We start from the raw sequence: 24,832 nt of genomic DNA, 5'->3' as shown, positions 1-24,832 counted from the left end.
AAGAAAAGCCCGCACGACAGCGGTTCGCTGTGGGCGCGGGGTGCGCCGCGCGCTCAGTAGCCGCGGGTGATGAGGTAGTCCGCGATGTCGCACAGCAGGTCGCGGGCCTCGTTGTCCGGGAGGACGTCGAGCCGCGATTTGGCCTGTTCGGTGAGGTCTTCGGCCATCTCGCGGGCGTAGTCGATGCTGCCCGCCTCGTTCAGTTCGGCGACGGCGGCCTCGACGGCGTCTTCGGTGAGTTCCTCGGCCGTCTCGGCGTCGACGAGGTCGTCCACGTCGATGCCCTGCTGGCGCGCGTGAAGCGAGATGATGGTCTCTTTGTTCTCCACGAGGTCCGAGCCGCGCTGTTTGCCGAGCTGGTCGGACGGCACGGTCAGGTCGAGCACGTCGTCTTGAATCTGGAACGCGCTGCCGGACGCGATGCCGTACTGGTAGAGCGCCTCGACGACCTCGTCGTCGGCGCCCATGACGACCGCCGGAACGGCGGCCGCGGTCCCGTAGAGCACCGCCGTCTTCAGTTCGACCATCTGGAGGTACTCGTCGGGGAGCACCTCGGTGCGGCGCTCGAACTCGATGTCGAGCGCCTGCCCCTCGCAAATCTGCGTGCAGGTGGTCGCGAGTCGGCGGACGGCTTCGAGGCCGTCGGCGGGGTCCGCGCCCGTCTTCGTCAGGAGTTCGAACGCCTTGGCGTACAGCGTGTCGCCGGCGAGGATGGCGGTCGAGTTGTCGTACTCCTTGTGGACCGCCGGGACGCCGCGACGGAGGTCGTCGTCGTCCATGATGTCGTCGTGGATGAGCGTGAACGACTGGATGACCTCGATGCTCACGGCGGCGACCATCACGTCGATGGGGTCGCCCGCGAGCGTCGGGAACGCCCGGTAGTCCTCCGACATCGGTTCGACGTCCGCGAGGGACTCCGCGGTCAGGAGGGAGACGGTCGGCCGGAGGCGTTTGCCGCCGGCTTTCAGGAGGTACCGTGAGGCCTCGTAGAGCCGTTCGGGCTCGGCCATCGGTACGTCCTCGTCGAGCGCGTCGTTGACGAGTTCGCGCCGCTCGCGAATCGCCTCGAGCACCCGCTTTTCGGTCGCGTCGGGAGTCATCACTCCACCAGCTGAATCATGTTGCCGTTCCGCGTGACGTGGAGGTCGCGACCGAGGGCGTAGCCCTGACTCTCCGCGAGGTCCACGTACGGAGCGAAGCCTTTCAGGTTCTGGTGAGCCGGGATGACGTGCTGGGGCTGGAGCGCCTGGAGCATCTCGTAGTGGCCCTCCTCTCGGAGGTGGCCGGAGACGTGAATCTCGTCGTAGATGCGCGCGCCCTGCATGCGCAGGAGGCGTTCGGACTGGTAGCGCTGGCCCTCGTTCGTCGGCTCCGGGATGACCCGCGCCGAGAAGATGACCTTGTCGCCGTCGTCAATCTCGTACGGCGTCTCGCCGCGGCCCATGCGGGTGAGCATCGCGCGCGGCTCGCCCTGGTGGCCCGTGACGATGGGCAGGTAGTTCTCCTTGCCCTCCTTCATGATTCGCTTGAAGGTGCGGTCGACGGACTTGCGGTGGCCGTACATCCCGAGGTCGTCGGGGAGGTCGACGAAGCCGAGGCGCTCGGCCGTGCCGGAGTACTTCTCCATCGAGCGGCCGAGGAGGACCGGCTGGCGGCCGATGTCCTTGGCGAACTCGACGAGCGAGGAGACCCGGGAGATGTGCGACGAGAACGTCGTCGCGACGATGCCGCCGTCGTAGTCCTCGACGGAGGTCATCACGTCTTTGAGGTGGCGGCGCGCGACGGACTCGGAGGGCGTGCGGCCCTTCCGGCCGGCGTTCGTACAGTCTTCGATGTACGCGAGCACGCCGTTGCCCTCGCGACCGATTTCGCGGAAGCGCTTCATGTCGATGGGGTCTTCGAGGACCGGCGAGTGGTCCATGCGCTTGTCGAGACCGTAGACGACAGCGCCCTCGGGCGTGTGGACGACCGGGTTGATGGCGTCGATGATGGAGTGGGTGACGTGGACGAATTCGAGTTCCACGTTGCCGGAGTCGCCGATGGACATCGTCTCGCCGGCTTCCATCTTGACGAGGTCGTTGTTGACGTTGAACTTGTTCTCGCCTTCGATCTGCTGTTTCACCAGTTCGATGGTGAAGGGCGTCGCCACGACGGGGGCGTCGTAGCGGTGGGCGAGCTTGGAGATGGCACCGATGTGGTCGAGGTGGCCGTGCGTGGGGACGATGGCCTGCACGTCTCCTTCGAGGTCGCTCATGACCCGGTCGTCCGGGATAGCGCCCATGTCGATGAGGTCGAGGCTGTGCATCTTTTCGGTCTCGACGTTGTCGTGGATGAGGACCTGCGACAGGTTGAGACCCATGTCGAAGACGACGACGTCGTCTCCGGCACGGACAGCCGTCATCTGACGGCCGACTTCTTCGTATCCGCCTATGGTTGCGATTTCGATTTCCATGGTTTGTGTCTCGATATTCCGAGCATCGAAAGCCACGATGTGGCGAAGGTGCTCACGGAAAGACGGGTGTCTGGGGGCCATCGGCCCCGGCGTCTTGCAGCTCGTCGGTCGAATGACCCCGCGTACGAGACGGCCCGAACCGGTCGAACTGGGCGCGCCCGCACTTACCCGCGGGTTTCTGGTACTGAGTTCTACTCACGGGGGTACTAAAAACTACGTGGGTTCACCGCGCCCGCACGCCCGGGGTCGTGAGAGAACGTCTCACGTGAGACGAGGATTCTCCCCGTTCGGCGACGATTTCGACCCGGACGGTCGGATTCGACGCGACTCCGCACTGTCGGTCCGGCACATTTAAGACAACTACGAGACGGATTTGATGCATGAGCGGCCGACCCCTCGACGTCCTCGAAGCGTCACTCGACGAGCCGGTGACGGTTCTCCTCAAGGACGGAAACGCGTACTTCGGCGTCCTCGCTGGTTACGACCAGCACATGAACGTCGTACTCGAAGAAGCGCTGGACGAAGACACCGTGCCCGGGGATATCGAACTCGAGCAAGTCCAAGACACAACCATTATACGCGGCGATAACGTCGTCACCATCAAAGCATGACGGGTGCAGGAACCCCCAGCCAAGGAAAGAAGAACAAGACGACGCACGTCAAGTGCCGTCGCTGCGGCGAGAAGTCCTACCACGTGAAGAAGAAGGTCTGCTCGTCTTGCGGCTTCGGTAAGTCGAAGAAGCGTCGGAGCTACGCCTGGCAGTCGAAGTCCGGCGACAACTAACGACTCTCGACGGTCTCCAACCGTCTCTGTCTTCTCTCTCGCCGTCTGCGGCGAGAACGAACCCGCGTTCCTGACTCCCGGTTCGTCTTCGACCCCGTGACACTCGCTAGCACCGAGTACGGCGTCCCACTCCCGACCTGCGTGCAGTTCTCACCACTTTCCTGACAACCGCTACCGCCCCGAGCCGACGCTGTCGCCGCGGCCGACGAGACCAGCCACGGGTGCGTCGCTTCCGTTCTCGTCGGGTTACGCGCCGGCTCGTAGTCGCCGTCCCGATCCGCAAACATATGCACTAACGTGGATATTTATCGGTTTGAGACCCCGTCGTTACTGCATAAGGACGGGTTTTTTACCCCCTCGACTCTCTATCATCTTCCATGGTAACTGGGCGGGACGACTCCCACCACCACATCGGCGGACTGACCGAGAAGTGCGGTGTCGTCGGCGTCGCACTCGGCGGTCGAGACGCCGCACGGCCCCTCTACTACTCGCTGTACGCCCTCCAGCACCGGGGCCAAGAGTCCGCAGGCATCGTCACCCACGACGGGTTCCAACAGCACAGTCACGTCCAGATGGGTCTCGTCGGCGACGCGTTCGGTGCCGACGACCTCGACGGCCTGAAGGGCGAAGCCGGCATCGGCCACGTCCGCTACCCAACCGCGGGCGACGTGTCGAAGTCGTGCGCCCAGCCGTTCGCCGTCTCGTTCAAGTCGGGGTCGCTCGGCCTCGCGCACAACGGCAACCTCGTCAACGCCGACGAACTCCGCGACGAACTGGAGAACTTCGGTCACGCCTTCACCTCCACCGGCGACACCGAGGTCATCGCCCACGACCTCGCGCGCAACCTCCTCGAGGAGGACCTGGTCCGCGCCGTCAAGCGAACGATGGAGCGCATTCACGGCTCGTACGCGCTCACCATCATGCACGACGAGACGGTCCTCGGGGTGCGCGACCCCGAGGGGAATCGGCCGCTCTGCATCGGGAAAGTCGACGACGGCTACGTGCTCGCCTCCGAGTCGGCCGCCATCGATACGCTCGACGGCGAACTCGTCCGCGACGTGAAGCCGGGCGAACTCGTCGTCCTCGAACCCGACGGCTCCGGCTTCGACTCGTATCAACTGGTCGAACGCGACAACACGGCCCACTGCTTTTTCGAGCACATCTACTTCGCCCGCCCGGACTCCGTGATGAACGACACGCTCGTCTACGAGGCCCGCCGGGGACTCGGCCGGAAGCTCTGGGACGAAAACGGCGTCGACACCGACGTGGTCATGCCCGTCCCCGACTCGGGCCGCGCGTTCGCCTCCGGCTACGCCGAGGCCGCACAGGAAGACGACGCGACCGCCGAGTTCGCCGAGGGGCTGATGAAGAACCGCTACGTCGGCCGGACGTTCATCATGCCGACCCAAGACGAGCGCGAGCGCGCCGTGCGCCTGAAGCTCAACCCCATCAAGAGCACCGTCGAGGGGAAGTCCGTCACGCTCATCGACGACAGCATCGTCCGCGGGACGACCTCGAATCAGCTCGTGCAACTCTTGTACGACGCCGGCGCGACCGAGGTCCACATGCGCATCGGCGCGCCGCCCATCGTCGCGCCCTGTTACATGGGCATCAACATGGCCACCCGCGAGGAACTCATCGCCTCGGACAAGTCAGTCGAGGAGGTCCGCGACACCATCGACGCCGACAGCCTCGGTTACCTCTCTATCGACTCCGTGGCCGAAGTGCTCGAAAAGTCCCAAAGCGACCTCTGTCTCGGCTGTGTCACCGGCGAGTACCCCTACGACATCGACGGCGAGGAGACCGACCGCGACGTGAGCCGCCCCGTCGTCGGCGCCGAAGCGCCGCTGAGCGACTGAGTCTCACCGACGCCCGTCCGACCTGCCGACCCGTCCGACCCAACCGACCTCTCGACACAGAAGACAGTCGCCGAGAGCCGCGATAGCATAGTCAACGCGGCCTTTCTTTTCTCTCGCGCCCGTCGTTCGAACCGTACTCCGACTCGCCGAGGACCGGGTTGCGAGCGGAGTACGGAGTGCGAATCGACGGGGCGGACGCCGCGGGAGGGCTCGCACGCCCCGTCTCTGTGACCTGCCGGTCGCACCACGTACTACCGCCCGTCCGAACCAGCGGCCCCCGGGCCGCGCGCTCCGCCGCGGGCGTCGGACGGGAACTCCCTTTGAACGCCCGAGCGACGGCGCTCGCCGTCCCTCCTCAGTAGATGACGTAGAGGAGGACGTAGACGACGTTTCCGAGGACGAACGAGACGAGCCACAGCGAGGCCGCGACGCGGCCGAACCGAGCGTGTTCGGTTCCGAAGACTTCGGTTATCGGTCGCGTCAGTGCCAACAGCAGGACGTAGTAGACGACGGGGACGCAGACGATAGCCAGAAGGATGTGAATCGCCAGCGTCGGGAGGTAGACGAACTGATAGACCGCGTCGGGGCCGGGGAACTCGGCGGTCCCCTGAACGACGACCTTGTAGAGATAGAGGACGAGGAACGTCGCAAACAGGAGGAACGAGGCGAGCATCATGCGCCGGTGGCGCTCGATGTCGCCGCGGCGGACGAACCGGACGCCGGCGAGGATGGTGACGATGGCGACGGTGCTGATGACCGCGTTGACGTGTGGAATCGCGTTCAGCGCGGCCGCCGGCGCGGTCGGAATCGCGGCGCGGGGAATCGCGCCGAGCGCCGCGCCGAAGACGAGCGCGAGCGACAGCACCGAGAGGAGAGCGGTCAGTCCGCGGACGTGGTCGCGTGCTCGGAACTCCATGGGCGTACTCCGGGGCCGCGAGGCCAAAATCGTTCGGTCGCCCGACCGCGGTACGACGCCTGCAAACGCCCGACATTGCCGAGGCGAAAGGAAAGTCATTTAAATTACCGCGGGGTAACGGAGAGTGCAGCAAGACACAGCGAGCGTGGGTAGCCAAGCCAGGCCAACGGCGCAGCGTTGAGGGCGCTGTCCTGTAGAGGTCCGCCGGTTCAAATCCGGTCCCACGCATCGCATGTGCGGACTCACAGTCCGCAATGAGGCGGCGTAGCCGCCGAATGATGCAGGTGACGTCCCTACACGGACATCACCCACGCACAATCCTTCCACGAAACTACACCCCTGAGAGGCATCCTTCTCCGGTTTTTTCGGTGTTTACCGGCCAGTGGCCGTGTAACCGTCGACCTCGGTCTCGGCCGCATCCCCGTGGCGCGAGTTTAAAAGGGTCGAACGAGTAACACGCGGCATGGCCAAGTACTCGACGAACCGGGGCGGTGGCGGCGGCGACGGCGACAGTTGCGAACTCTGCGGCCGAAGCACCGCGAAGCTCCGGCGTGCGAACGTGGCCGGCGCGGACCTGTTGGTCTGTCCGGACTGCGCGCCGCACGGCGAGAACCGCCACGCGGACCGAAAAAGCGGGTCGAGCGACGCCTCTCGCGACGGTTCTTCGGGGAACCGCAAGAAGCGCGCCGCCCAGCGCACCGCCAAGCTGTACGACAGCGCGAAAGGCGACTCCAAACACTGGGAGGAAAAAGGGACGAACTACGAGAAAGACCGGCTTCCCTACCTCGTCTCCGGCTACGGCGGCGTCGTCGAGTCCGCCCGGCAGGACGCCGGGCTCCAGCTCGCTGAACTCGCGGACGAACTCGACCTCGACGAGAAGCAACTGCTCGCCATCGAGCAGGGCCGCGCCACGCGGGCGAACGTCGGGGGGTCGGCCATCCGCGCCCTCGAAGAGCGCCTCGACGTGACTCTCGTCGACGAGTAGCACGATTTTTCTCGGTCGGGCGTCTCGACGCGCATATGTCCGACTCACTCGCACCCGACTCCCCGACGGTCCGGGCGTTCGACGCGACGGTGACGCGCGTCGACGGTCGGTCGGTCGTTCTCGACGAGACGTACTTCTATCTAGAAGGCGGCGGCCAGCCCGCCGACCGGGGCGTTCTCGGCGGCGTCGACGTCGAACACGTCCGCACGAACGCCGACGGCGCGGTCGTCCACGACCTCGCGGCCGACCCCGGTTTCGCCGCTGGCGACGAGGCGACGGGCGTCGTCGACGACGACTTCCGGACGTACTGCATGCGGGCGCACACCGCCAGTCACGTCCTCTACGGCGCGGGTCGCCGCATCTTCGACGACCTCGGCTACGGCGGCTTCGACATCTCCGCGGAGAAGGTCCGCGTCGACTTCGAGACCTCGACCGAGGTCGACGACGACGCGCTCGTCGAACTGGAGCGCCTCGTCAACCGGGCGGTGTGGGACAGCCGCGAGGTGTCGTGGGAGGAGATATCCGTCGCGGAGGCCCGCGACCGCGAGGAAATCGCGTTCAACGTCAAGACCGAGGAAGGCGTCTTCTCCGAGTCCGAAACCGTCCGAGTCGTCTCCATCGACGGCTGGGACTGGGCGGCCTGCGGCGGCACGCACGTCTCGAACACCGTCGAAATCGGGCCGGTCGAGGTGCTCGGCCGGTCGAACCCCGGCGAGGGTCTCACCCGCGTCGAGTTCGCGGTCGGGTCGTCGGCCGTCGACCGCCGCGCCGCGGTCCGCGGGTCCGCCTACGAGGCCGCCCGAGCGCTCGGGACGAACCTCGACGGCCTCGGAGAGTCAGCCGCCGCAGCCGCGGCCGCGCGCGAAGAACTGGAGTCCGAACTCGCGGACCTCAAGTCCGAGGTACTGCGCTCCCGACTCGCGGACTTCGAGACGGTCGAACGCGACGGGCTGACGTGGAACGTCGGTGCAGTCTCGGGCTTCGACGCGAACGAGGTCGGGGAGGCCGCCAAAGAGGCCCGCGACGGAGCGGCCGTAGACGTGTTCGTCGCCGTCGGCGAGTCGGACGCGCCGTTCGTCGTCGTCGCCAGCGCCGGCGACGCGGCCGCCGGGAAGGTCGTCGCCGAGGTGACAGACGAGTTCGGCGGCGGTGGCGGCGGCGGGCCGACGTTCGCGCAGGGCGGCGGTCTCGGAGCGCCGGCCGACGAGGTTCTCGCGTACCTACGCGACTGAGTGGAGTCCCGCACAGCGACCGAGACTGTGGCGTGCTGACGCCCGACGGACGACCGCCAGTCCAATCATCTTTTTCAATGATGGTCCGTACTCATCACCATGGAAACCGTAGGGTCTGCCACGGGTCTGACCGACGAGCAACGGGCCATCCGCGACGTGGTCCACGAGTTCGCCGTCGAGGAGATTCGCCCGACTGCGCGCGAGGCCGACGAGACGGAGGCGTTCCCGGAGGACGTGTGGGACGGCCTCGCTGACCTCGACCTGACCGGCCTGACCGTCCCCGAGGAGTACGGCGGGTTCGGTGCCGACCGAGCCACCTACGCCGTCGTCAACGAGGAGGTCGCCTACGGCCAACTCGCCGTCGCCACCGCGCTCTCCGTGCACTGTCTCGCCACCGAGTGCATCGCCGAGTTCGCTACCGACCAACAGAAGGAAACGTGGCTCCCCGAGATGGTCCGCGGCCGACCGGTCGGCATGTTCGGCCTCTCCGAGCCGGACGCCGGGTCGAACCCCGCGGAGATGTCGACGGTCGCCCGGCGCGAGGGTGACGAGTACGTCATCAACGGCAAAAAGCAGTGGATAACGAACGGCCAGCGCGGCGGCGTCTGCATCCTCTTCGCCAAGACCGACCCCGACGACCCCTCGTCGGTCACGCAGTTCCTCGTTCCGGAGTCGGCCGGCTACGAGGTCGGCAAGAAAGAGGAGAAGCTCGGCCTCCGCGCGTCCGACACGACGGCGCTGCTCTTCGACGACGTGCGCATTCCTGCGGAAAACCGACTCACTGAGGAGGGCAAGGGCCTCTCTGCGGCCTTCCGCATTCTGACCGGCGGTCGCATCGGCATCGCCTCGCAGGCCGTGGGGCTCGCGCAGGCCGCGCTCGACGACGCCATCGACTACGCGAACGAGCGCGAGCAGTTCGACAAGCCCATCTCGAAGATTCAGGCGGTTCGCCACAAAATCGCGGACATGGGCACGCAGGTCCACGCTTCGCGGATGCTCGTCCGCGAGGCCGCCCGCGTCGCCGACGCCGGCGACGACCCGCGGACCGCGGCGTCCATCGCGAAGTACTTCGCCAGCGAGGCCGCGGTCGACGTGACCAACGAGGCCGTGCAGGTCCACGGCGGCTACGGCTACACCACCGACTTCGACGTGGAGCGGTACTACCGCGACTCGAAGATTACGACCATCTACGAGGGGACCAGCGAGATTCAAAAAGAGATTATCGCGCGGTCGCTCCTCGACTGAGTGGGCGAGCAGACCTCTTTTTCAGCCGGTCGAGTCGCTCACGGACTCCGGGCGAGCGTCGGCAGCCTTCGCTCGCGGACCACGTCGACGGCGGCGACGCCCGCGAGGAGGAGACAGCCGACGAGCATCACCCACGCGCCGGCCGCCGAGACGAACGTCTCGTCCCACAGCTGGGTGAACCGCAGGACTGCGACGGCCCCGACGACGCCGACGACGAGTTCCGCGCGTCGGGAGCGCCGTCCGGCGAGCGCGGCCACGGAGAGCAAAACGACGGTCGGGAGGAGGACGATACCGTGGACGAGTTCCAGCCCGTTTCCCATGCCGCCGTAGTAGACGTCTATGACCGGCCCCTCGTGGGCCGGGTCGACCTGTATCCACGGGAGGAAGACGCCGGCCGCGACGACGAGCGACGGGAGGTCGGCGCGAGGCGGTCGCGGAGCGCGGATGCCATGCGGGAAGCGACGCCGGGGTCCCGTATAGGCCTTCGCCCGAAGCGTCTTTTCCCCGCGGTGCCCTACTGCGGGCAATGACGCTCCCCGACCTCTCGGCGTTCGACGCGGTCGTCTACGACCTCGACGGGACGCTCGTCGACCTCCGCGTCGACTGGAACGACGCCGCCAGCGACGCCGCGGCCGTCCTACGGAACGCCGGCGTCGATGCCGACTCGCTGGACCTCTGGAAGATGCTCGACGCGGCCGACGACGCCGGCGTCCGCGACGACCTAGAGCGAGAGCTCGCGGCCCACGAACGGGAGGGCGCGTGGCTCTCCGACCGCCTTCCCCTCGCGGACCACCTCGCCGATGACGGCGTCCCCTCCGGCGTCTGCTCGCTCAACGCCGAGGACGCCTGCCGGGTCGCGCTCGACGTGCACGACCTTTCGGACCACGTCGACGCCGTCGTCGGCCGCGACAGCGTGGCGACGCGCAAGCCCGACCCGGAGCCGTTGCTCACGACGCTCGAACGCATGGCGGTCGACCCCGACTCGGCCGTGTTCGTCGGCGACTCGGCCCGCGACGAGGTGACGGCCGACCGCGCCGGCGTCGCCTTCAGATACGTCGACGGCGGTCCCACCGGCGTTTGAGCGAGGGTCGAAGGAACTGGACTGGTCTGGACAGAGCAGAAGATACGACGGGAGCAAACAGGCGGCACGGTCGCTCCGCCGGGCGGCGTGCCGCACTCCCGCGTTGCGCCCGGCGGCGATGCTCAACGCACGGGGGCGCTGGCCGCGGAATACGTGATAAATCTCCGCACCGGCGCGGCCGTTAAGCCCGCAGAGTCCTACGCTCACCCATGGGATTCCCCGTCTCGTACTACTGTCCGCACTGCGGCGCGGTCGTCGAACTCGAACGCGACGGCTATCTGGCCGACAAGTCGGTGACGCCGTACCCGCTCGAAGGATGGGCGTACGCCGACCCGTCAGACGACTTCGAAGACGCCGAGGGCGTCCGGTTCGTCTGCGGCGAGGGCGCGGATGAGAACGCGGGTGCGAGTGAGGGCGACTCACCCCTGTCGTGGACCGGCGACGCGGTCGACGCCGACGACGTCGAACAGCCCGGATTGGCGTCGCCCTGCGGCCGCGAGTTCTACCTTTCGTTCGTCAGATACGAGGACGGCCGCGAGGTCGAGGCGGTGCCCGAGAGCGACTACGTCGTCATCGGCGGACGCGCCCCCTCGGGGCCGCCCGGCCCGCGAGGACCGGACGCGGGGCCGCGCGGTCCCGGCGGGTTCTGAGCCTCGTCCGCGACTCGCACGCTCGTTGGCGCAACGACGACACCGCTCACCTCGTGCGAGCACGCATCAGCTCGTATTCAATAGCTCACGCGCCGACTATCCACCATGGTTCCCGTTCAGTCCTCGTTCGGTCTCGGCGACGCGCTGTTCTTCGCGCCGTTCGTCGCCCTCGCCGTCGTCATCTTCGCGTTCGCCGGCGCGGTTGTCTACCTCGAACACAGAAAAGAGATGGCGCTCATCGAGCGCGGCCACTACGACGAGGGCGACCGCGACTCGCGGGCGTGGATTCTCGGCGGCGGCCTGCTCGTCCTCGCCATCGGTCTCGGGAGCGTCGTCTCGGCGCTCCTCTCGGGCGGTGCGGTCGGTGACGGCGTGACCGCGGTGTTCGTCGGTCTCGCGGCGCTCGCGTACTACTTCTACAAGCGCCGCGCGGTCGGGACGACCGTCGCCTGAGCCGCGAAACGCGGTCGGGTCGGGGACTCAGCCCTTGATGTTGCAGACGGGGAACGTCCGCGCGACCTTGTCGCCGATGCCCAACTCGTCGGAGACGCGGACGACCTCGTCGACGTCCTTGTAGACGCCCGGCGCTTCTTCTGCGACCGTCGCGCCCGACTGGGCTTTCACGTATATCTTCTCCTGCTCGCGGAGCTCGTCCTGCACCGTCTCGCCCCAGTACTCCTGTTTCGCCTTCGTTCGGCTCATGAGCCGGCCCGCGCCGTGGGCGGTCGAGCCGAAGGTGAGGTCGAGCGACTGGTCGCCGCCGCGGAGGACGTAGCTCCCCGCGCCCATGCTCCCGGGGATGATGACCGGCTGGCCCACGTCGGCGTAGGCGGGCGGGAGTTCGGGCCGGCCCGCGGGGAACGCCCGCGTCGCGCCCTTCCGGTGGACGTAGAGTTCGCGCTCTTCGCCGTCTACCATGTGGACCTCCTTCTTGGCGATGTTGTGCGCCACGTCGTACAACAGGCGCATCTCCATGTCGCGCCAGTCGCGGTCGAACACGTCCGCGAACACCTCGCGCGTGCGGTGCATGATGAGCTGTCGGTTCACCCAGGCGAAGTTGATGGCGGCGCACATCGCGCCGTAGTACTCCTCTGCGAGTTCGGAGCCGGCGGGCGCGGCCGCGAGCTCCTTGTCCGGCAGGTCGTCGAGCAGGTCGGCGTGTTCTTGCTCGATGCGCCGGAGGTAGTCGGTGCAGGTCTGGTGGCCGAGTCCGCGGGAGCCACAGTGGATGAGGACGACGATTTGGTCCGCTTCGAGGCCGAACGACTCGGCCACGTCGTCGCGGTAGACGTCCGTGACGCGCTGGACTTCGAGGAAGTGGTTTCCGGAGCCGAGACTGCCGATTTGGTTGCGGCCGCGGTCTTTCGCCTTCTGGGAGACGAACTCGGGACGGGCGTCGTCGCGGAAGCCTTCGTCCTCGCAGTGGGCGAGGTCGTCGTCCGTGGCGTAACCGGCGTCGACCGCCCAGCGCATCCCGCGGGCGAGGATGTCCTCGATGGTCTCGGCGTCGCCCTTGACGACGCCGCCGCCGCCGAGTCCCGAGGGGACGGCCTCGAACAGGGCGTCGACGAGTTCCTCCTCGTGGCCCTGAAGGTCCTCGTAGGTGAGGTTCGTCGTCATCATCCGGACGCCGCAGTTGATGTCGTAGCCGACCGCGCCGGGGGAGAGACAGCCGTCCGCGGTGTCGGTCGCGCCGACGCCGCCGACCGGGAACCCGTAGCCCTGGTGGCCGTCGGGCATGCAGATGGCGTGTTTGGTGATACCTGGCAGGTGCGTCGCGTTCCGCAGCTGTTCGAGCGTCTTGTCGTCGCCGATGTGGTCGAGCAGCGCCTCGGAGGCCAGCACCCGCGCGGGGGCGTTCATCTCGCCCTCCCGCGGAATCTCCCAGACGTGCTCGCGAACCCGTCGCAGTTCGATGTCGCCGAACTCGCGCGTTTCCATACGCGGACAATCGACGCGGCGACTCAATAGGATTCCGTCACGCGCCGGCGGACCGCCCAGACGCGTCGCCGTCGCTCTCGGCGTCGTCCGCGCCGCGGCTGGAAAGCGCGCGGTCCACGGACAGCGGCCCGCCGCCGGTCACGAGCAGCGCCGACACGAGACCGAAAAGCGAGATGTGCGCCAGCACGGGGTCGTCCGGCAGGCCGAACAGCGTCGTCGTGAACAGCAGGAAGGCGACGCCGGAGGCCGCTCTGGTGAACGCGCCGCCGACGAGCAGGACGCCGACGAGCGCCTCAGTCAGCCCCGCGCCGACGACCCACAGTTCTGGTGCGACCGGGACGACCGCGGTGAGGTCGTACTTGGCGACGACCGCAAGCGCGTCGCCCGGCTCCATGAGCTTCTGAGCGACGCCGAGGTAGACGAACGTGAGGCCGAGGCCGACCCGGAGAACCGCGGGCACGTAGGCTTCGAGGTGGCGAGTCCGCTCGACGAACGGGAGGGCGACCCGACGATAGAACGGGTCGATGCGGGAGTAGAACGTCCGGTCGTCGGCGGCCATCGAGGCGACGACGTGGTCAGCGCTGGGGCGGCCGCCGCCGACGAGTGCGATGGCGAGGAAGCCCGGCACGTACTCGAACGCGAGGACTAACGCCGGCTCGACCGCCAGTCCGACGAGGTAGGTTCCGAGGCCGACCGCGGCGACGAGGCGCGTCCCGAACCCGAACAGCAGGAGGAACCCGACCGTGATGCCGAACAGTCGGACGAAGACGGGTGACGAGGACTGGACTGCGGGCGAGAAGAAGTAGCCCGAAAACCCCGCGCCGACGAGCGGGAGCCCAACCGCGAGGCGGAGGAGCCACGGGAGAAGCGACTCGTAGGACGCCATCGTTCGGCGGAACGCCCGAACGTCGTTCGGGAGCGGTCGGAACCGAAGGTAGGCCGCACCGGCGACCGCGACACCGACGCCGCCCGCGCCGAGGACGGCGAGATTGAACGGGTCGGTCAGCGCAGCCGACAGAAACGCCGCCACTTCGACGGGGTCGCTCCCCGGCGTCACGTACTTGACGTGCGCGCTCGCGCTCCCCGCCCCCGCCGCGAGGAGCGCGACGAGGCCGGCGAGTCGGGTCGCCCCGCGGACATGCTGTGTCATGTCTCGGGTTACGACCGAACGAACATAACGGCGCGGGATGAATACAGCCGAAACCGGGCGAGAGAAGGTATGAAACGATTGAATCGGAACGTCACACGTCGAAGACGACGTACGCCTCCCACCCGGCGTCGGTCTCCGCCAGTCGCATCTCGGAGTAGGTGACAGCCTTCACGTCGCGGGCGTCCACGTCGGCGAAGGGGACGCCGCGTGCGGACGCCTCGACGACCCACTCGTCGCCCTCCAGCCGGACGGTCGCCTCGTGGGCCGCGGGGAGGACGCCGCGCACGTCGCGCTCGTAGATGAGTTGGTCGAGGTAGTCGAACAACAGCGCCTCGCGGCCCTCAGCGCGGACGGCGAACGAAAAGCGGTCGCCCGTCTCGGCGGGGTCGTCGCACATCGCGGCGGTGAGCCCGTCGGCGACGGCGGCGAAGACGGCACCGAGGCTCTCGCCGTCGGCCTCGACGGCCACGTCGGCGGTGTGGTCGCGGAGCGTGAATCCCATACCGAAGGGACGGACGCGGCCGACCCTCGTCCTTTCGGTCGGCGACGGGTTCGCGTCCCGGACCCCCCGCGTTCGCGCGTCGTTCGTGTCGGTGAGCTATCCGGTTTGCCGACGGCGGCTTCGGTCGGACCTGCAAACGGACGGTGGAGTTATATTCTCGCTCCGGCTACGACGGGACGTGAGCGTCAACGTGGAGATGCGGGTCGACGCCCCCGGCCAGCGCGAGTACGCCGAGGCGGCCTGGGACCTGAAAGAGCGGATTCGGGTCGAGGAGGGCCTCCTCAAGCAGCGACGGGGCTTTTTCATGGACGCCTACCGCCGGTCGAACACGTATCTCCTCTACGAGAACGACGCGCTCGTCGCGTTCGCCTCCACGCGGCGCGACGGCTACATCCTCTTTCTCGCGGTCTCGCCCGACGCCCGCGGCGAGGGCTACGGCAAGCGACTCGTCGCCGAGGTCGCGAGGGAGCATCCGGTCGTGACCTGTCACGCCCGGACGACGAACACGAACGCCCTCGACTTCTACGAGCGGATGGGCTTCGAGGTCCGCCGCCGCATCGACAACTACTACGAGGACGGCGGGGCCGCGTTCTACCTCCGACTCGGCGAGGAAGCAGGCCTCAGAGAGAAGCTCTCGGAGTTCCTCCGCCGGTAATCGCCTGACAGAACCGTATTCGACGCCGATTCGGAGAGCCGCCGCGCCGCCGTTGACCCGGTTGCGCGTATCCTTAATTTTTATTCACTTCCTAGTATATGTGGTTGATATGTACATCGGAGTGCTCACCGTCCCGCTCGGAGACGAACCCCTCGACGACGCGCTCGACTACCTGTCCGGTATCGGCGTCGACGGCGTCGAACTCGCCGTCGGCGGCTGGCCCGGCGAGGACCACGTCGACCGAAGCGCCGTCCTCGCGGACGACGACGCGCAGGCCGACCTCCTCGACTCGGTCGAGAGCCGAGACCTGCAAATCAGCGCGCTCGCGACGCACAACAACCCGCTTCACCCCGTCGAGGAGACGGCCGCCGAGGCCGACACCGAACTCCGCGAGGCCATCGAACTCGCGGACGCCCTCGACGTGAACACCGTCACCTGTTTCTCGGGACTCCCCGCCGGCGGCCCGAACGACGAGGTACCGAACTGGATTACCGCGCCGTGGCCGACCGAGCACGCCGACGCCCACGACTACCAGTGGGAGGTCGCCGTCGACTACTGGTCGGACCTCGCCGCGTTCGCCGACGACCACGGCGTGGACATCGCCATCGAGATGCACCCGAACATGCTCGTCTACGAGCCCACGGGCATGCTGAAGCTCCGCGAGGCGACGAACGAGCGCATCGGCGCGAACTTCGACCCCTCGCACCTCTACTGGCAGGACATCTCCATCACCGACGCGATTCGGTTCCTCGGCGAGGAGGACGCCATCCACCACTTCCACGCGAAGGACACGAAGGTCTACGAGTCCGAGTCGCGCATCAAGGGCGTCCTCGACACGACCTCCTACGCGGACACCGCCGACCGCTCGTGGCTGTTCCGCTCTATCGGCTACGGCCACGACGAAGGCCACTGGAAGGACGTGGTCTCGACGCTCCGCATGGTCGGCTACGAGGGCGCGCTCTCCATCGAACACGAGGACGCGCTCACGTCGTCCACGGAGGGACTCGAAAAGGCCGTCGACGTGCTCTCGCGTGCCGTCTTCGAGACGCAACCCGGCGACGCCTACTGGGCGGAGTAATTCATGACTGACAAACTTTCCGTCGGCGTCCTCGGCTACCGCTTCATGGGCAAGGCGCACTCCAATGCGCTCGCCCGCCTGCCGATGTTCTTCCCCGACGCGCCCGACGTGGAGCGCTCAGTCATCGTCGGCCGCGACGAGGAGGCGCTTTCCGACGCGGCGGAGCGCTTCGGCTTCGAATCGACCGCGACCGACTGGCGCGACGTGGTCGACGACGTGGACGTGTTCTACAACCTCGGCCCGAACCACCTCCACGCCGAACCCTCCATCGCCGCGCTCGAAGCCGGTGCCAGCGTCTTCTGCGAGAAGCCGCTCGCGCCGACGCTCGACGAGGCCGAGGCGATGCGCGACGCCGCCCGCGCGGCCGACGGCGTCGCCGGCTGTGCGTTCAACTACCGCTTCGTGCCCGCCATCCGGTACGCCAAGCGACTCATCGAGAGCGGCGAACTCGGCGAGATTCGACACGTTCGCGGGCGCTACTTGCAGGATTGGCTCGTCGACGCCGACGCGCCGTGGACGTGGCGCATGGACGAAGACGCCGCCGGCTCCGGCGCGCTCGGTGACCTCGGCGCGCACACCATCGACCTCGTTCGGTTCCTCGTCAGTGACCGCGCCGGCGACATCGACCGCATCTCGGGGCATCTCCAGACGTTCGTCGACGAGCGGCCCGTCCCCGGCGAGGACGAGTACCGGCCCGTGACCGTCGACGACGCCTACACCGCGCAGGCCGAGTTCGAAAACGGCGCGGTCGGGAGCTTCGAGGCCTCGCGCTTCGCAGACGGCCACAAGAACGACCACACCATCGAGATTCACGGCTCCGAGGGCAGCCTTCAGTTCTCGCTCGAACGCCTCAACGAACTGGAGGTGAAAACCGGCGACGCCCGCGGCTACGAGACGGTGCTCGTCACCGACGAGGACGACCCCTACCTCGACCACTGGTGGCCGCCGGGCCACGTCCTCGGCTGGGAACACACGTTCGTCCACGAGAACTACGAGTTCCTGTCGGCGGTCGCCGGCGGCGGCGACTTCTCGCCGTCGTTCGAGGACGGCTACGAGGTCCAGTCGATTCTCGACGCCATCGAGCGCTCCGACGAGGCCGGCGAGTGGGTCAGCCTCGGCTGACGGGTCGAACGGCGAGAAGTCGAATCGGGCCGCGGGCGACGCGCCGCCCGCTCAGAACTCGATGACGCCCTCGTCGGTGATGACCTCGTCGATGAGGTCGACCGGCGTGGCGTCGTAGGCGGGGTTCTCCAGTTCGATGCCCTCGACGGGTTCGAGCATGACCTCGCTGGGCGAGCGAATCTCGTTTTCGAAGCGGAAGCCGCCGTCGACGACTTTCGCGCCCGAACCGACGACCGTGACCGGCACGCCGACCTCGTTGGCGGCGGCGACGAGCGGGAACGTCCCGATGCGGTTGTAGAGCGTCTCCTCGACGATGCAGTCCATGCCGATGATGACGCGGTCGCACCCCGGGAGGAACATCCCGGACGCGCCGTCGACCATCAGGTGCGGCTCGACGTCGTCGATGGCGGCGAGTTCGCGCGCGAACTTCCGGCCGAGGAAGCGCGGGCGGGCCTCCGTCACGTAGGCGGTGAGCTGCGCGCCGTCGGCGACGGCGAGTTCGACGGCCTCCATGACCGTCGAGGAGTAGTCGTGGGTGAGGAACGTCTGGCCGTCTTCGATGGTCGCGGCCGCCTGTTGGGCCGCGTGGCGCTTGCCCGTCTCGACGGTCTCGACCACGCGGTCGATGGTCGACAGGGTGAGCTCCCGCGCCTCGTCGAGGTCGTCCGCCTCGCCTTGGACGCTGTGAAGCACGTCCTGGAGGGCGTTGTACAGCGACGCGTGCGACGGGTTCGCCCGCTTGAGCGCGCCGACGTTGCGTTCGAGGTCGCGTTCGAACTCCTCGACGGTCGCGTAGTCGCGCTCGGTCAGTTCCGCGAGCGCCCGCGTGGCCTTGACGGCGACGACCGAGGAGCTGTGCGTCTGCATCTCGCGAATCTCCTCGATGGTCTCGTCTATCATACGAGAACGTCGCCGTATCGTGTGAAAGAGTTTCCGGGAGCGAGCGCCGCCGCGGTCGCGGGGGGCGTCCCCGGTCGCCGCGTTCGCGCCGACCTCAGTCCTCCGCGTCGATGTCGGTGTCTAACTCCGCCTCGGGGGGCGTCCCGCCGTCGCCCGCGTTGGTCCGCTTGGCGTAGACGAACAGGACGACGGCGGTCACGAACCAGATGACCGCGCCGACGCGAATCGCGAACTCGGCGCGCGCGCCCCACGTCTGGAGCCCCGCGTTCACGGAGAGGACCGCGACGATGGGCGACCCGACGAGAATCGTCGTGACGAAGGTCATCTGCATGACCCACCCGTAATCGACGCCGTCCGGATTCGAGCGCTCGACTGGTTGCACGGGTAGCAGTATCACGGGGACGGCTAATGCGTGCCGGTTCGCGCTCGCGACCCGCGGTGCCGGCGTTCCGGTGTGCCCCGTCGCTCAGCAGGCGGCGCTTTTGGAGGTCGGCTCGGTCGGAATCTCGTAGTCGACGAGGATACTCGACGACCCGTCTTCGTGTTCGATGACGACCCGGTAGCGCTGGCCCGCCTCGCAGATGGGCTTCAGCGCGCTGTCGGAGCCGGCACCGTCGATGTGGGCGTACTCGCCCGCGGGACCGACCGTCTCGCCGCCGGTCCACACGTCTTCCCACGCGATTCGGTTGTTGGCGTCGTCGACGACGAACACCCGACTGCCGTCTTCGAGACTGCCGAACTCGTGGGTGATGTTGATGTACGCGCCGTTCGCGCCGTTGTCGACGCCGTCGGGGTGGTAGTCCACGTCGAACGACACCTGCGGTTGCGGCTCGGAGAGCACGTCTTCGAACCCCATCACCATCATCCCGACCATCGCGGCGAGGAGGACGACGATGACGACGAGAAGCGAGACGCCGACGACCGGGGAGATGCCGCGGGACGAGCGGCGCTCGGAGGGTGCTAAAGCGGGCATGCGTCGTTCGGACAGGCGCGCCCTCCTAAGTAAAGTGTTACTTCAATCGCAGGTCGGGGCGACCGGCGCGACTCCCGGCGACTCGCGGTCGGCGGCGCGCAAGGGTGACGCTGATAACCCGGACGCGCGAACGACACGCATGGTCACGGTACGGTCCATTCGGGCGAAGGCTGGTAGCGAGCCCATCACGATGCTCACGGCGTACGACGCGCCGACCGCGGGCGTCGTCGACGAGGCGGGCATCGACATCGTCCTCGTCGGCGACAGCATGGGTAACACGGCGCTCGGCTACGACTCGACGCTCCCGGTGACCGTCGAGGACGTGGCGAGCCGAACCGCCGCGGTGGCGCGCGCGACCGACGACGCCCTCGTCGTCGCTGATATGCCCTTCCTCTCGGTCGGCGTGGACGAGGCGTCGAGCGTCGAGCACTGCGGCCGGATGCTCAAGGAGGCCGACGCCGACGCGGTCAAACTGGAGTGCGGTCCCCACACCGTCGAGTTGACCGAACGCCTCGTCCGACTCGGCGTCCCCGTGATGGCCCACCTCGGGCTAACGCCCCAGCGCGTCAAGGAGGTCGGCTACGGCAGGCAGGGCACCGACCGCGACGACGCACAGGAGATTCTCGACCTCGCGAAGGCCCACGCCGAGGCGGGCGCGTTCTCGCTCGTCCTCGAACACGTCCCGGCGAACCTCGCGAAACAGGTCACAGAGGCCATCGACATCCCGACAATCGGCATCGGCGCGGGCCCCGACTGCGACGGGCAGGTGCTCGTCGTCGACGACGTGGTCGGCATGAGCGACCGCACCCCGCCCTTCGCGACCCAGTTCGGCGACGTGAAATCGGAGATGGAGAAGGCGGTCGGCGCGTACCGGGACGCCGTCGAGGCCGGTGAGTTCCCGGCCGACGAACACAGCCACGTCGAAGACGACCTCGACGAACTGTACTGAGCGCGCGACCCCGAGACCCGCGCTCGCGCCCGGTTGCGACGACTTACGCCACGCGGCGGTCGAGGAACGACTTCACGGCCTCGTTGAACGCCGCCGGCCGTTCGAGCATCGCGAGGTGCGCGGCGTCTTCGACGGTCCCGAGTTCGCCGTCGGGCATCGTCTCCGCGAGGTACTCGTGGTACGACGGCGGCGTCAGGCGGTCGTACTCGCCGACGAGCGCGAGCGTCGGCACCGAAATCTCGCTCACTTCGTCGCGCACGTCGAACGTGTGACACGACAGGAAGTCTCGGAGGGTGACCGCCTGTCCGGCGTCGTACATCGCTTCTTTGGAGCCCTCGACGAGGCGCTCGTCGTCGGTGTGGAACAGTTTGTCCTCGCCGTGGAGGAAGGAGACGGCGCGGTCGAAGTCGTTTTCGAGCCAGTCCAACAGGTCCGAGAGCACGGCGAGTTTCGCGCCCGTGCCCGCGAGGACGAGCGCGTCGAGGTCGAGGTCGCGTTCGAGCGCGAGCGTCAGGACGACTGCGCCGCCGAGCGAGTTGCCGACGAGGACGCTCGCGTCGGTCTCCTCGGCCACGGCGACCACGTCGTCGACGTAGGCCGACAGCGTCTCGTAGCCGGCGTCGGCGTCCACGTCGTCGCTGTCGCCGTGGCCGCTCAGGTCCAGTGCGGCGACCGGGTAGTCGCTCGCGAGGCGGAACTGGCCGCGCCAGACGCCGTGTGCGCCGCCGCTGCCGTGGACGCAGAGGAGCGTCGGTCCCTCGCCCCCCGCGTCGCGGTGTCGATAGGCTGTCTCCCGTCCGTGGTGGTCCACCGAAGCCGTCTCCATACCTCGAAACTGGTCGCCGCGAGCCAATAAACCCCCACCCCGGCACCGAGTTTCGGCGGCGGAGCGAGTCGGTCGACCGGGCGGCCCGCTGCCGAGGCCACTAGTTTGACGTTACTCCGCCGCGAACTACTCGGTGAGGCGTGGCGACTGTGAACCGCAATTCAACCGAAATGCGACATATCGGTGTCGTCACCCGATTCGCCTGAGAAAGGCTTATATACTTAAAACGCTAACCTTGGGTTAGACTCACCATGAGCATGCAACAGTTCGCCGGCGGGAACGAGCGGTTCATTCGCCGGTACGAATACGAAGACAGCTGGGTCATCGCGGCCGACGTGGGTCTCTCGGAAGACGAGGTCGACGTGGACATCGTCGGGTCGACGGCCATCGTCGTGGCCGACACCGGCGACCGCGTGACCGAGACTGAGTTCGAACTCCCCGCCGGCGGCGACGCCGACGTGGCGGTTCGAAACGGCGTGCTCACCATCACCCTCACCAAGTAAATGAAACTCATCGTCAAACCCCTCAAACAGAAGGACGCCGGCCGCGGGCTCGCCGCCATCGACCGAGCCGCGGCCGCGGAACTCGACCTCGAAGGCGGGGATTTCATCCGCATCGACGGTCCGAACGACGGGACCGCCATCGCCCGCGTCTGGCCCGGCTACCCCGAAGACCAGGGGACGGGCATCATCCGCATCGACGGCCGCCTCCGCCAGCAGGCCGGTGTCGGCATCGACGAGCGCGTCGACGTGGAGAAAGCCGACGTGACGCCCGCAAAGCGCGTCACCATCGCGCTCCCGCAGAACCTCCGCATCGGCGGCAACATCGGGACGTACATCCGCGACAAGCTCTCGGGCCAGCCGGTCGCACAGGGTCAGAGCGTCCAGCTTCCGCTCGGCTTCGGCTTCATGAGCGCGTCGAACCAGTCGGTCCCCATCAAAATCGCGTCGACGGACCCCGACGGGACCGTCGTCGTCACCGACAACACCGAGTTCCAGGTGAGCCAGAAGCCCGCCGAGCAGATTTCGGATGCTTCGCCGGGTGACGACGGTGGCCCCTCCGTCACCTACGAGGACATCGGCGGCCTCGACAAGGAGCTCGAACAGGTCCGGGAGATGATTGAACTCCCGATGCGCCACCCCGAACTGTTCAAGCGCCTCGGCATCGAGCCGCCGAAAGGCGTGCTCCTCCACGGCCCGCCGGGGACGGGCAAGACCCTCATCGCGAAGGCCGTCGCCAACGAAATCGACGCCTCGTTCCACACCATCTCCGGCCCGGAGATTATGTCGAAGTACTACGGGGAGTCCGAAGAACAGCTCCGCGAAATCTTCGAGGAGGCGACGGAGAACTCGCCCGCCATCGTCTTCATCGACGAGATAGACTCCATCGCGCCCAAGCGCAGCGAGGCCGGCGGTGACGTGGAACGCCGCGTCGTCGCCCAACTGCTGTCGCTCATGGACGGTCTCGACGAGCGCGGCGAGGTCGTCGTCATCGGCGCGACCAACCGCGTGGACGCCATCGACAACGCGCTGCGCCGCGGCGGCCGCTTCGACCGCGAAATCGAAATCGGCGTGCCGGACCGCGACGGCCGCAAGGAAATCATGCAGGTCCACACGCGGAACATGCCGCTGACCGACGACGTGGACCTCGACGCCTACGCCGACAGCACCCACGGCTTCGTCGGGGCCGACCTCGAATCGCTGGCCAAGGAGTCGGCGATGCACGCCCTGCGGCGCATCCGCCCGCAGCTCGATCTCGACGCCGAGGAGATAGACGCCGAAGTGCTCGAAGGCCTCAAAGTCACGGAAGACGACTTCAAGCAGGCGCTCAAGAGCATCGAACCCTCGGCGCTCCGCGAGGTGTTCGTCGAGGTCCCCGACGTGACGTGGGAGGACGTGGGCGGACTCGAACCCACCAAAGAGCGCCTCCGCGAAACCATCCAGTGGCCCCTCGAATACCCCGAGGTGTTCCAGCAGATGGACATGGACGCCGCCAAGGGCGTCCTAATGTACGGCCCGCCGGGCACGGGGAAGACCCTGCTGGCGAAGGCCGTCGCCAACGAGGCGGAGTCGAACTTCATCTCCATCAAGGGCCCCGAACTCCTGAACAAGTTCGTCGGCGAGTCCGAAAAGGGCGTCCGCGAGGTGTTCAAGAAGGCCCGCGAGAACGCCCCGACGGTGGTGTTCTTCGACGAAATCGACTCCATCGCGACCGAGCGCGGCCGCGATTCGTCGAGTTCGGGCGTCACCGAGCGCGTCGTCTCCCAACTGCTCACCGAACTCGACGGTCTCGAAGCGCTCGAAGACGTGGTCGTCATCGCGACGACCAACCGGCCGGACCTCATCGACTCGGCGCTCCTGCGCCCCGGTCGCCTCGACCGCCACGTCCACGTGCCCGTGCCCGACGAGGACGCCCGCCGCGCCATCCTCGACGTGCACACCCGCGAAAAGCCGCTCGCGGACGACGTGAACCTCGATAAAATCGCGTCGAAGACCGACGGCTACGTCGGTGCCGACCTCGAAGCGCTCGCCCGCGAGGCGTCGATGAACGCCTCCCGCGAGTTCATCCGGAGCGTCCAAAAAGAGGAAATCGGCGAGAGCGTCGGCAACGTCCGCGTGACGATGGATCACTTCGAGGACGCCCTCGACGAAATCGGCGCGAGCGTCACCGACGACGTGCGCCGCCGCTACGAGGAAATCGAAGAGCGCTTCCAGAAGAGCGAGGTCGAACGCGACCGCGAGACGGAAGTCGGTCGCACCTTCCAGTAAGCGCCTCGTAACGCCCGCTCAGACGTATTTTTCGAACGCGTCCCAGCCACTGAGCGACGGCGCTATCTTCCGTTCCGGAGACCCCGACGCGACGGTGCGACCGTCACGTTCATATCACTCCCATCTGCTACGTAGTGGTACGCGGTTCTCGGGATGCGAAATAATCAACGAGTTCTGCGTTTATTTCACCGGAAATGCGGTGTGTCACCCGTCGTTTGTAAAGAATGTACTCGGTCGGTAGTTGTCAGTTCGACGCGAGGGGGCGCGGAGTGGCCGGCCGCCCGCTCAGCCGTCGAGGTCGGCGAGGATTTCGTCGGCGTGGCCGTCGGGCGAGACGCCCTCGTAGACCCGTTCGACGGTCCCGTCGGGGCCGACGAGGTAGGAGTTGCGGAACACGCCGTCGAACGTCTTGCCGAACATGTTCTTCTCGCCGTAGGAGTCGTACGCCGCGGAGACGCTGCCGTCTTCGTCCGACAGGAGCGTGAAGGGGAGGTCGTACTTCTCGGCGAACGAATCGAGGTCAGACACGGGGTCGTCGCTGATGCCGAGGACCGTCGCGTCGCGGTCTTCGAACTCGTCCCACGAGTCGCGGAAGCCGCAGGCCTCGGTGGTACAGCCCGGCGTGTCGGCGCGCGGGTAGAAGTAAACCACGACGTGCTCGCCGCGGAAGTCGGACAGCGAGACGAGGTCGCCGTGCTGGTCGGGCAGTTCGAAGTCGGGGGCGTCGTCGCCGGGTTCGAGCATGGCCACCTGTTCAGGCGGCG

At 67.4% G+C, this 24,832-nt stretch carries 27 protein-coding genes and 1 tRNA gene; 16 read left to right on the top strand and 12 right to left on the bottom strand.

Going from position 1 to position 24,832, the window contains the following annotated elements; all coding sequences use genetic code 11:
- Positions 1-53: 53 nt before the first annotated feature.
- Positions 54-1,100, bottom strand: coding sequence for a geranylfarnesyl diphosphate synthase (gene idsA3 / locus HVO_RS17865; protein WP_004042941.1), 1,047 nt, complete (start codon positions 1,098-1,100; stop codon positions 54-56).
- Positions 1,100-2,452, bottom strand: coding sequence for a ribonuclease J (locus HVO_RS17860; protein WP_004042940.1), 1,353 nt, complete (start codon positions 2,450-2,452; stop codon positions 1,100-1,102). The genes idsA3 and HVO_RS17860 overlap by 1 nt, the downstream gene beginning before the upstream one ends.
- Before the next feature lie 380 nt (positions 2,453-2,832).
- Here HVO_RS17860 and HVO_RS17855 point away from each other — a divergent pair, with 380 nt between their 5' ends.
- The 3 genes from HVO_RS17855 (at position 2,833) to purF (ending at position 5,095) form a co-directional block, all read left to right on the top strand.
- Positions 2,833-3,063, top strand: a complete 231-nt coding sequence (locus tag HVO_RS17855; RefSeq protein ID WP_004042938.1) for an LSM domain-containing protein — start codon at positions 2,833-2,835, stop codon at positions 3,061-3,063.
- Positions 3,060-3,236 (top strand): 50S ribosomal protein L37e, encoded by a 177-nt coding sequence (locus HVO_RS20305; protein WP_004042936.1) that lies wholly within the window; start codon positions 3,060-3,062, stop codon positions 3,234-3,236. Before HVO_RS17855 ends, HVO_RS20305 begins: the two co-directional genes overlap by 4 nt.
- Positions 3,237-3,613: 377 nt before the next feature.
- Positions 3,614-5,095 carry an amidophosphoribosyltransferase gene (gene purF, locus HVO_RS17850; RefSeq protein WP_004042925.1) on the top strand — a complete coding sequence of 494 codons (1,482 nt, stop codon included), beginning with the start codon at positions 3,614-3,616 and terminating at the stop codon, positions 5,093-5,095.
- Positions 5,096-5,450: 355 nt separating this feature from the next.
- On the opposite strand, the gene HVO_RS17845 is transcribed toward purF, so the two are convergent.
- Positions 5,451-6,011 (bottom strand): DUF420 domain-containing protein, encoded by a 561-nt coding sequence (locus HVO_RS17845; RefSeq protein WP_004042923.1) that lies wholly within the window; start codon positions 6,009-6,011, stop codon positions 5,451-5,453.
- A 143-nt stretch (positions 6,012-6,154) separates the two neighbouring features.
- Between HVO_RS17845 and HVO_RS17840 the strand changes: the two genes are divergently transcribed.
- From HVO_RS17840 to HVO_RS17825, 4 genes are all read left to right on the top strand, one after another.
- Positions 6,155-6,239, top strand: a tRNA-Leu gene (locus tag HVO_RS17840).
- Positions 6,240-6,474: 235 nt separating this feature from the next.
- A complete protein-coding gene (locus tag HVO_RS17835; protein ID WP_004042922.1) occupies positions 6,475-6,996 on the top strand; it encodes a helix-turn-helix domain-containing protein in 522 nt (173 codons plus the stop codon).
- A 35-nt stretch (positions 6,997-7,031) separates the two neighbouring features.
- Complete coding sequence (locus HVO_RS17830) at positions 7,032-8,228, top strand: alanyl-tRNA editing protein (protein ID WP_004042919.1); 1,197 nt, start codon at positions 7,032-7,034, stop codon at positions 8,226-8,228.
- A gap of 99 nt (positions 8,229-8,327) precedes the next feature.
- Complete coding sequence (locus HVO_RS17825) at positions 8,328-9,473, top strand: acyl-CoA dehydrogenase family protein (protein WP_004042917.1); 1,146 nt, start codon at positions 8,328-8,330, stop codon at positions 9,471-9,473.
- 38 nt (positions 9,474-9,511) lie between these two features.
- Here HVO_RS17825 and HVO_RS17820 read toward each other — a convergent pair whose 3' ends face one another.
- A complete protein-coding gene (locus HVO_RS17820) occupies positions 9,512-10,000 on the bottom strand; it encodes a hypothetical protein (protein ID WP_004042915.1) in 489 nt (162 codons plus the stop codon).
- Here HVO_RS17820 and HVO_RS17815 point away from each other — a divergent pair.
- The 3 genes from HVO_RS17815 (at position 10,000) to HVO_RS17805 (ending at position 11,657) form a co-directional block, all read left to right on the top strand.
- The gene (locus HVO_RS17815) at positions 10,000-10,554 is read left to right on the top strand and encodes an HAD family hydrolase (protein WP_004042913.1); all 555 of its coding nucleotides are present in this window, start codon (positions 10,000-10,002) and stop codon (positions 10,552-10,554) included. The genes HVO_RS17820 and HVO_RS17815 overlap by 1 nt on opposite strands.
- A gap of 209 nt (positions 10,555-10,763) precedes the next feature.
- Positions 10,764-11,204, top strand: a complete 441-nt coding sequence (locus HVO_RS17810; protein WP_004042912.1) for a hypothetical protein — start codon at positions 10,764-10,766, stop codon at positions 11,202-11,204.
- Between the two features lie 105 nt (positions 11,205-11,309).
- Positions 11,310-11,657, top strand: a complete 348-nt coding sequence (locus HVO_RS17805) for a hypothetical protein (RefSeq protein ID WP_004042910.1) — start codon at positions 11,310-11,312, stop codon at positions 11,655-11,657.
- Positions 11,658-11,684: 27 nt separating this feature from the next.
- Here HVO_RS17805 and HVO_RS17800 read toward each other — a convergent pair whose 3' ends face one another.
- The 3 genes from HVO_RS17800 to HVO_RS17790 all read right to left on the bottom strand — a co-directional run bounded on the left by HVO_RS17800 (position 11,685) and on the right by HVO_RS17790 (position 14,797).
- A complete protein-coding gene (locus HVO_RS17800; RefSeq protein WP_004042908.1) occupies positions 11,685-13,145 on the bottom strand; it encodes an RtcB family protein in 1,461 nt (486 codons plus the stop codon).
- Between the two features lie 37 nt (positions 13,146-13,182).
- On the bottom strand, positions 13,183-14,295 hold the full coding sequence (locus HVO_RS17795) for a DoxX family protein (protein WP_004042907.1): 1,113 nt from the start codon (positions 14,293-14,295) through the stop codon (positions 13,183-13,185).
- A gap of 91 nt (positions 14,296-14,386) precedes the next feature.
- Complete coding sequence (locus HVO_RS17790; RefSeq protein WP_004042904.1) at positions 14,387-14,797, bottom strand: archease; 411 nt, start codon at positions 14,795-14,797, stop codon at positions 14,387-14,389.
- 178 nt (positions 14,798-14,975) lie between these two features.
- Here HVO_RS17790 and HVO_RS17785 point away from each other — a divergent pair, with 178 nt between their 5' ends.
- From HVO_RS17785 to HVO_RS17775, 3 genes are all read left to right on the top strand, one after another.
- Positions 14,976-15,452 carry a GNAT family N-acetyltransferase gene (locus HVO_RS17785; RefSeq protein WP_004042903.1) on the top strand — a complete coding sequence of 159 codons (477 nt, stop codon included), beginning with the start codon at positions 14,976-14,978 and terminating at the stop codon, positions 15,450-15,452.
- Positions 15,453-15,561: 109 nt separating this feature from the next.
- Positions 15,562-16,530, top strand: a complete 969-nt coding sequence (locus tag HVO_RS17780; protein WP_004042901.1) for a sugar phosphate isomerase/epimerase family protein — start codon at positions 15,562-15,564, stop codon at positions 16,528-16,530.
- Between the two features lie 3 nt (positions 16,531-16,533).
- On the top strand, positions 16,534-17,652 hold the full coding sequence (locus HVO_RS17775) for a Gfo/Idh/MocA family protein (RefSeq protein WP_004042900.1): 1,119 nt from the start codon (positions 16,534-16,536) through the stop codon (positions 17,650-17,652).
- Between the two features lie 51 nt (positions 17,653-17,703).
- Here the strand turns inward: HVO_RS17775 and HVO_RS17770 are convergent, their stop codons facing one another.
- The 3 genes from HVO_RS17770 to HVO_RS17760 all read right to left on the bottom strand — a co-directional run bounded on the left by HVO_RS17770 (position 17,704) and on the right by HVO_RS17760 (position 19,525).
- A complete protein-coding gene (locus tag HVO_RS17770) occupies positions 17,704-18,552 on the bottom strand; it encodes a translation initiation factor eIF-2B (protein ID WP_004042898.1) in 849 nt (282 codons plus the stop codon).
- A gap of 94 nt (positions 18,553-18,646) precedes the next feature.
- Positions 18,647-18,883, bottom strand: a complete 237-nt coding sequence (locus tag HVO_RS17765; protein WP_004042896.1) for a DUF5822 domain-containing protein — start codon at positions 18,881-18,883, stop codon at positions 18,647-18,649.
- Positions 18,884-19,018: 135 nt separating this feature from the next.
- Positions 19,019-19,525, bottom strand: coding sequence for a type IV pilin (locus tag HVO_RS17760; protein ID WP_004042895.1), 507 nt, complete (start codon positions 19,523-19,525; stop codon positions 19,019-19,021).
- A gap of 139 nt (positions 19,526-19,664) precedes the next feature.
- On the opposite strand from HVO_RS17760, the gene panB reads away from it, so the two are divergent.
- Complete coding sequence (panB, locus tag HVO_RS17755; RefSeq protein WP_004042892.1) at positions 19,665-20,474, top strand: 3-methyl-2-oxobutanoate hydroxymethyltransferase; 810 nt, start codon at positions 19,665-19,667, stop codon at positions 20,472-20,474.
- A gap of 43 nt (positions 20,475-20,517) precedes the next feature.
- Here the strand turns inward: panB and HVO_RS17750 are convergent, their stop codons facing one another.
- Positions 20,518-21,300 (bottom strand): alpha/beta fold hydrolase, encoded by a 783-nt coding sequence (locus HVO_RS17750; RefSeq protein WP_004042890.1) that lies wholly within the window; start codon positions 21,298-21,300, stop codon positions 20,518-20,520.
- A gap of 251 nt (positions 21,301-21,551) precedes the next feature.
- On the opposite strand from HVO_RS17750, the gene HVO_RS17745 reads away from it, so the two are divergent.
- Together HVO_RS17745 and HVO_RS17740 are read left to right on the top strand one after the other, a co-directional pair.
- The gene (locus HVO_RS17745; RefSeq protein WP_004042888.1) at positions 21,552-21,803 is read left to right on the top strand and encodes an Hsp20/alpha crystallin family protein; all 252 of its coding nucleotides are present in this window, start codon (positions 21,552-21,554) and stop codon (positions 21,801-21,803) included.
- Positions 21,804-24,068: a CDC48 family AAA ATPase gene (locus HVO_RS17740; protein WP_004042886.1), complete on the top strand. Its 2,265-nt coding sequence runs from the start codon at positions 21,804-21,806 to the stop codon at positions 24,066-24,068.
- Positions 24,069-24,353: 285 nt separating this feature from the next.
- Here HVO_RS17740 and bcp read toward each other — a convergent pair whose 3' ends face one another.
- A complete protein-coding gene (gene bcp / locus HVO_RS17735; RefSeq protein WP_004042885.1) occupies positions 24,354-24,812 on the bottom strand; it encodes a thioredoxin-dependent thiol peroxidase in 459 nt (152 codons plus the stop codon).
- Positions 24,813-24,832: the final 20 nt, after the last annotated feature.

Origin of the sequence: Haloferax volcanii DS2, from assembly GCF_000025685.1 — an archaeon.
Lineage (GTDB): Archaea > Halobacteriota > Halobacteria > Halobacteriales > Haloferacaceae > Haloferax > Haloferax volcanii.
Note: the sequence above shows the minus strand (reverse complement) of the source record. Positions and strands in the feature narration are given on the sequence as shown.

Bases quoted from the DNA above. Each gene is read 5' to 3' on its own strand.
- bcp (WP_004042885.1), bottom strand. From the start codon at position 24,812: ATGCTCGAACCCGGCGACGACGCCCCCGACTTCGAACTGCCCGACCAG.
- HVO_RS17775 (WP_004042900.1), top strand. From the start codon at position 16,534: ATGACTGACAAACTTTCCGTCGGCGTCCTCGGCTACCGCTTCATGGGC.
- HVO_RS17770 (WP_004042898.1), bottom strand. From the start codon at position 18,552: ATGATAGACGAGACCATCGAGGAGATTCGCGAGATGCAGACGCACAGC.
- HVO_RS17830 (WP_004042919.1), top strand. From the start codon at position 7,032: ATGTCCGACTCACTCGCACCCGACTCCCCGACGGTCCGGGCGTTCGAC.
- HVO_RS20305 (WP_004042936.1), top strand. From the start codon at position 3,060: ATGACGGGTGCAGGAACCCCCAGCCAAGGAAAGAAGAACAAGACGACG.
- HVO_RS17740 (WP_004042886.1), top strand. From the start codon at position 21,804: ATGAAACTCATCGTCAAACCCCTCAAACAGAAGGACGCCGGCCGCGGG.
- HVO_RS17805 (WP_004042910.1), top strand. From the start codon at position 11,310: ATGGTTCCCGTTCAGTCCTCGTTCGGTCTCGGCGACGCGCTGTTCTTC.
- HVO_RS17795 (WP_004042907.1), bottom strand. From the start codon at position 14,295: ATGACACAGCATGTCCGCGGGGCGACCCGACTCGCCGGCCTCGTCGCG.
- idsA3 (WP_004042941.1), bottom strand. From the start codon at position 1,100: ATGACTCCCGACGCGACCGAAAAGCGGGTGCTCGAGGCGATTCGCGAG.
- HVO_RS17780 (WP_004042901.1), top strand. From the start codon at position 15,562: ATGTACATCGGAGTGCTCACCGTCCCGCTCGGAGACGAACCCCTCGAC.
- HVO_RS17855 (WP_004042938.1), top strand. From the start codon at position 2,833: ATGAGCGGCCGACCCCTCGACGTCCTCGAAGCGTCACTCGACGAGCCG.
- HVO_RS17745 (WP_004042888.1), top strand. From the start codon at position 21,552: ATGAGCATGCAACAGTTCGCCGGCGGGAACGAGCGGTTCATTCGCCGG.
- purF (WP_004042925.1), top strand. From the start codon at position 3,614: ATGGTAACTGGGCGGGACGACTCCCACCACCACATCGGCGGACTGACC.
- HVO_RS17750 (WP_004042890.1), bottom strand. From the start codon at position 21,300: ATGGAGACGGCTTCGGTGGACCACCACGGACGGGAGACAGCCTATCGA.
- HVO_RS17860 (WP_004042940.1), bottom strand. From the start codon at position 2,452: ATGGAAATCGAAATCGCAACCATAGGCGGATACGAAGAAGTCGGCCGT.
- panB (WP_004042892.1), top strand. From the start codon at position 19,665: ATGGTCACGGTACGGTCCATTCGGGCGAAGGCTGGTAGCGAGCCCATC.
- HVO_RS17835 (WP_004042922.1), top strand. From the start codon at position 6,475: ATGGCCAAGTACTCGACGAACCGGGGCGGTGGCGGCGGCGACGGCGAC.
- HVO_RS17845 (WP_004042923.1), bottom strand. From the start codon at position 6,011: ATGGAGTTCCGAGCACGCGACCACGTCCGCGGACTGACCGCTCTCCTC.
- HVO_RS17800 (WP_004042908.1), bottom strand. From the start codon at position 13,145: ATGGAAACGCGCGAGTTCGGCGACATCGAACTGCGACGGGTTCGCGAG.
- HVO_RS17765 (WP_004042896.1), bottom strand. From the start codon at position 18,883: ATGCAGATGACCTTCGTCACGACGATTCTCGTCGGGTCGCCCATCGTC.
- HVO_RS17790 (WP_004042904.1), bottom strand. From the start codon at position 14,797: ATGGGATTCACGCTCCGCGACCACACCGCCGACGTGGCCGTCGAGGCC.
- HVO_RS17815 (WP_004042913.1), top strand. From the start codon at position 10,000: ATGACGCTCCCCGACCTCTCGGCGTTCGACGCGGTCGTCTACGACCTC.
- HVO_RS17760 (WP_004042895.1), bottom strand. From the start codon at position 19,525: ATGCCCGCTTTAGCACCCTCCGAGCGCCGCTCGTCCCGCGGCATCTCC.
- HVO_RS17825 (WP_004042917.1), top strand. From the start codon at position 8,328: ATGGAAACCGTAGGGTCTGCCACGGGTCTGACCGACGAGCAACGGGCC.
- HVO_RS17810 (WP_004042912.1), top strand. From the start codon at position 10,764: ATGGGATTCCCCGTCTCGTACTACTGTCCGCACTGCGGCGCGGTCGTC.